Origin of the sequence: Moritella sp. F3, from assembly GCF_015082335.1 — a bacterium.
Lineage (GTDB): Bacteria > Pseudomonadota > Gammaproteobacteria > Enterobacterales > Moritellaceae > Moritella.
This window is the reverse complement of sequence record NZ_BLRL01000070.1, coordinates 1-267: the sequence shown is the minus strand read 5'-3', so window position 1 is coordinate 267 and position 267 is coordinate 1. Positions and strand designations below refer to the sequence as shown.

The window sequence follows — 267 nt, the reverse complement described above, 5'->3', positions numbered from 1 at the left end:
AAATAAGACTTCTTGTAAAAAGCCAATACCGCGAGCCAGCGAAGAACGAGTCACCTTATAGAGAGCACGAAGTCGGTTTCTCACATACACCGTCAAATACATCACTGGCGGCATAATGATCAACACAATCATCGTTAACTGCCAATCAATGAAGAACATCATCACCAACAGAGCAATGGTATTGATGCTGTCTTTAACTAGCCCTACAACCGACTGAACAAATGTCTCGCCGATGGTTTCCAAATCACTGGTTAATCGTGACAGCGT

Annotated in this window: 1 protein-coding gene; it reads right to left on the bottom strand. The window is 43.4% G+C overall.

Annotated elements, in window-relative coordinates; genetic code table 11:
- Nucleotides 1-267: ABC transporter transmembrane domain-containing protein (locus JFU56_RS22515; RefSeq protein WP_242066057.1), on the bottom strand; the 267-nt coding region annotated here is incomplete at both ends.